Below are 3,870 nucleotides of genomic sequence, written 5' to 3' on the forward strand. Positions count from 1 at the left end.
TCCTTGATGGTGCCGGCTGGCATAAAAGTAAGGATTTCGATTTGCCTGAGAACATCCGTTTGTTATTCCTGCCACCGTATTCACCTGAATTGAATTCGCAGGAACACCTTTGGGACGAGCTGCGAGAAAAATATTTTTATAGTCGTGCATTTGACAGCATCGACGCGCTCGAGAATCATTTCGTTAATGCGTTATGTGATCTCGAAAATGCCCCAGCTTTAATCAAAAGTATAACTGGCTGGAATTGGATTATTAATGCAGTTTCTAGTGCGAATTAGAATAAGATACCGTTTGATCCAAATGGGTGACTGGCACGACCCAGTCGTAGCCAATAATGAGGAAACGGATTTGACGATTCAACAAGCCAGGTCTACAAAATAAAAAACTGCTGTCAGAAAAAACAGCAGGGATAGTTGGAATTTGCACTTGAGACGAGCCGGCCAAGGGTGTCCCTTATTCCCTATTACGAGGCCATCTTAGTGCTTATCGAGAGCTTCCTCGTCGCACATCACCTGGATGATCTGTTCCATTTCGGCCAGGTATTTTTTAGCCTCCAGATCAGAGTCCACCTTTGCCTTCGTCTCGTCGACAAAATTCGTGAAGTGCTTCAGAAAAACCCTCATCACATGCGAGACACCTTCCTCGGTCACCAAGCGGCAATCCTCCCCAAAATACTTCCCACGGCTAAAGCTGCCGGTGATAATTTCATACGAGGGAAAATAGGCTACATTGGCCCTGGCGTGGACAACCGTTTCCGCAGCCACTCGCAGCACCGACTTGGAATAGGTGGTCGAGACCAGCACGTGTTGCGGTTCCATGGTCGCGATGAGAGGAACCGGAGAGACGGTCAGGATGACTCTCAATGCCGGGTTTATCTCTCGGAGAAGGTCAATGAAGGCCAGCATGTCTGCCGTGACTTCATCGACACCAAAATTGACGAACTCATGCCGCCTCGGATCAAAGCGGCCACCGGCGACACCGGGACATAACGGGTACGCGGCACCGTCCTCCCGCGAGACCCAACATTCGGTTAGACCGAGGGTGAAGACAAAAATATCCAGCTCCTCGAAGGCTCGCCTCACAGCGGCGAAATGTTGCGATCGGTCAAGCTCGTATTCGCGCCAAGAAGTGAATCCGCTCGGCTGGATCTGCGGCCGGAAGGGGTCGATTATCGATCCATCGTCGCAGTACCACGCGTCATCCATTGGCCGGAACCTGCCATAGGCGCGCTGGAACAACTGCAGCAACTGCCGGGTGGTGTAAATGTTTCCGTAACGAGCGGTAAACAACTCATAATTGTACCTCTCTTTCATTTCCCGTGCAAAAAGCGGGTGAGCCTCCTCAGTGACAAAAAAGTTGAAGCCGTTGTTCCTGAGATAACGCGCGATGTGCTGGGCAAAGCAGCTCCCGGCGGTTGCCACTCGATCCTGAGGTGAAATGCGGAATGGCACCGTCATCACGGGGTCGACGTTGGCCGGCAACACGGAAGCCACAGCACGACGCCAATAGGCAGAGTCGGGCAAAGACTTATAGGGATGTGTCACGATCGCACGTCTCCAGGTTGAAAAGGGATCCCGGCCGCCACAAGTAACTGGGTCAGCACTTGGACTCCATACCAAATGTTACCGTGAGTCGGCTCGCGCTGCCATGCCTTTTCAACGAGAAATCCCTCCGGATTCATTGTATTGCTCGGAACCGGGATAAAAGTCGCCCCGATAGTGTCGCATGCTTCTTTCAGAACCGCGGAATGAGTCCGCCAAAGCTTATAGCGCAGAGCTGCGGGGGAGATGCCCTGGGATCTCATCTTTTCTTGGAATCCCCCAGGATAGCGAGAAATATGCTCTTCGCTCGGATTTGGCGGCGGAGTCTCCAAGACAAGGACCGGGCACTTGACACGTCCCCTCAGATGGGTGATCAATTCCACTGCCGGTTTTTTTATGCGTGCCAGCGTTGCTTTAACGGCTTCATAGGGCACCAGATCGCTACATGCATCAAGGGATATATCCGGCTCTGTGGGCAGAACGAAGTCGAATGGCCGCGGGTGCTGCACCAACCCCAGGACGTTATGCTCGTTCCCTCTGATAGAGAGGAATAGTAGATCGCATCGTTCCTTAAGAGCATTGTCTGCCGCTTTGACTATGGCCGGATTGATCTCTTCCTTGCCGACCAGCAATGGTAATGGTTGCATACCCGGACCGGAAAGATGCACAAACTCAAAGGCAGCTTCGAGTTTCAGAGCATCTTGATGCTGCTCCACCGCACGTCGTAAGACACCTAGATGACTATGGTCGATGCCAACAAGTTTTTTCACCCCGGACACAACAACATCATCCGGGACTAAATCCTGACATGCCACTCTTCCGCTTTCAGTATGTACGTCATCAAAATGCTGCACAATAACCTTTACACTTCTCCCCATAATCTCCCCAAAATATCAACGCGCTGTGTGCTTCCGCCAACGTTGGCTGAATCCGTACTCTTCGTCCAATTTATTCTACACATAAATCAATACTCACCTCGCCTTCGCTTGGGACTCATTACTTTCGACCTAGTCAATGGCACGCACCAAGTGCTGCGCGAGCGGCATACTCAATTTTCTTGTCCACTACTTCCTAGCGTGCGCTGTCGACATCTATTGTCGAGTCTGCACCAATTTTCGAAAAGAAAGGCAAGCGGTAGTGCTACTGCTCGGAAGTCAATGACTTCACGACGTCTACCCCAACTGCATCCCATCGGATGGCGCCGTTACTCGAACACTCATCGCCACAAGCTGCGAGCTTTGGGCCCGCCACCAGAATAGCGACCAATACTCTAACCCACGTATATGAAAAATAGATGCTCTTTTTCATAGGAAATAAAAATACAAGAAAGAGGATGGAGTGTCAAACACTCTCACAAGCGATTTGTAGAGAACAAATAAACTGTCCGGACTTCTAGCAAATGATCTATCCGGTTTTATATGGAGCCCTGGGAGAATTTCGGATGAAACGAACAGACTGGCTACTGGAGACCAGGAAGATGAGATTTGAAGAAGCGTATGTAAGCTATAAAAGAGGGAATCTTACGCAAGGGGAAGCGGCATTATTGTTGTGTTTATGCGATCGCACATTCCGGTGCTACCTAAACCGATATGACGAAGGTGGTCTGGATGCGCTACTAGATAAGCGACTTGTTCAAGTATCATACCGACGTGCGCCGGTGGATGAGTACCGGAAGCAGGTGGTAAGGTCGACAAACAAAATCTTACCCAGTTTGGTCAAGCCATGAAACGACTGGGAATAGAGATGATCGCAGCCTATTCATCGGAAGTACGAGGGCTAAGTGAACGGATGTTCCGCACACACACCAGGAGCGACTGTCCAAAGAATTGAATTGGCATTAGCTGGTATTACCGATATGGCGGCGGCCAATCGGTATTTGAAAGAAACCTATATGCCTGCTTTCAATGCGGAGTTTATGCAACCACCTGCCGAGGAAGGTGTGTTTTTGGCCCTGGATCGGAGGGCAGCTTGCTGACATCCTCGGTGAGTGCCATGAGTGCGTTGTTGGCCATGATAATTGCGTTAGTTTTGAAGGCTTAAAGCTTCAAATCCCAGCAGATCGCCATCGCTGCCATTATGTGAAAACCAGAATCACTGTGCTGTGCTATCCAAGCAGACAAATGGCCATCATGCATGGCCCAAGGAAGCTTGCTACATACGATTTGTCTGGCAGGGAAATGAAACTGAACAACATGGTTGTCGCATAAATCTGCTGCTACAGCTACGCCATGAATTAAATAAACGAGGTAATCCCCCGGCTTTGCCGGGGGACTATTAAAGGTTTGACCGTGTGATACGGTCACCTTGATTCTTTTAGCTTGATCAAGAG

Annotated in this window: 7 protein-coding genes; 3 read left to right on the forward strand and 4 right to left on the reverse strand. The window is 50.1% G+C overall.

The genetic code is table 11. The features are described from left to right. The coding region (locus tag BLV54_RS14695; protein ID WP_176969801.1) for a transposase at positions 1-278 on the forward strand (278 nt) is incomplete at its 5' end. A 198-nt stretch (positions 279-476) separates the two neighbouring features. Here BLV54_RS14695 and BLV54_RS14700 read toward each other — a convergent pair. The 3 genes from BLV54_RS14700 to BLV54_RS16295 all read right to left on the reverse strand — a co-directional run bounded on the left by BLV54_RS14700 (position 477) and on the right by BLV54_RS16295 (position 2,849). Beyond that, a complete protein-coding gene (locus BLV54_RS14700) occupies positions 477-1,544 on the reverse strand; it encodes a GSCFA domain-containing protein (protein ID WP_218132427.1) in 1,068 nt (355 codons plus the stop codon). Further along, complete coding sequence (locus BLV54_RS14705) at positions 1,541-2,419, reverse strand: hypothetical protein (protein ID WP_090572344.1); 879 nt, start codon at positions 2,417-2,419, stop codon at positions 1,541-1,543. The genes BLV54_RS14700 and BLV54_RS14705 overlap by 4 nt, the downstream gene beginning before the upstream one ends. A gap of 262 nt (positions 2,420-2,681) precedes the next feature. Continuing rightward, a complete protein-coding gene (locus BLV54_RS16295) occupies positions 2,682-2,849 on the reverse strand; it encodes a hypothetical protein (protein ID WP_176969802.1) in 168 nt (55 codons plus the stop codon). 133 nt (positions 2,850-2,982) lie between these two features. Between BLV54_RS16295 and BLV54_RS14710 the strand changes: the two genes are divergently transcribed. Next, positions 2,983-3,267, forward strand: a complete 285-nt coding sequence (locus BLV54_RS14710; RefSeq protein ID WP_090572345.1) for a helix-turn-helix domain-containing protein — start codon at positions 2,983-2,985, stop codon at positions 3,265-3,267. 54 nt (positions 3,268-3,321) lie between these two features. Next, entirely contained in the window at positions 3,322-3,516 is a 195-nt protein-coding gene (locus BLV54_RS15845; protein ID WP_143032548.1) for a hypothetical protein, read from the forward strand. 61 nt (positions 3,517-3,577) lie between these two features. Here the strand turns inward: BLV54_RS15845 and BLV54_RS16300 are convergent. Next, on the reverse strand, positions 3,578-3,870 hold a 293-nt coding region (locus tag BLV54_RS16300; protein WP_218132428.1), incomplete at its 5' end, for a hypothetical protein.

It is taken from the genome of Nitrosomonas sp. Nm33 (assembly GCF_900107265.1).
GTDB lineage: Bacteria > Pseudomonadota > Gammaproteobacteria > Burkholderiales > Nitrosomonadaceae > Nitrosomonas.

Bases quoted from the DNA above. Each gene is read 5' to 3' on its own strand.
- BLV54_RS16295 (WP_176969802.1), bottom strand. From the start codon at position 2,849: ATGAAAAAGAGCATCTATTTTTCATATACGTGGGTTAGAGTATTGGTC.
- BLV54_RS14705 (WP_090572344.1), bottom strand. From the start codon at position 2,419: ATGGGGAGAAGTGTAAAGGTTATTGTGCAGCATTTTGATGACGTACAT.
- BLV54_RS14710 (WP_090572345.1), top strand. From the start codon at position 2,983: ATGAAACGAACAGACTGGCTACTGGAGACCAGGAAGATGAGATTTGAA.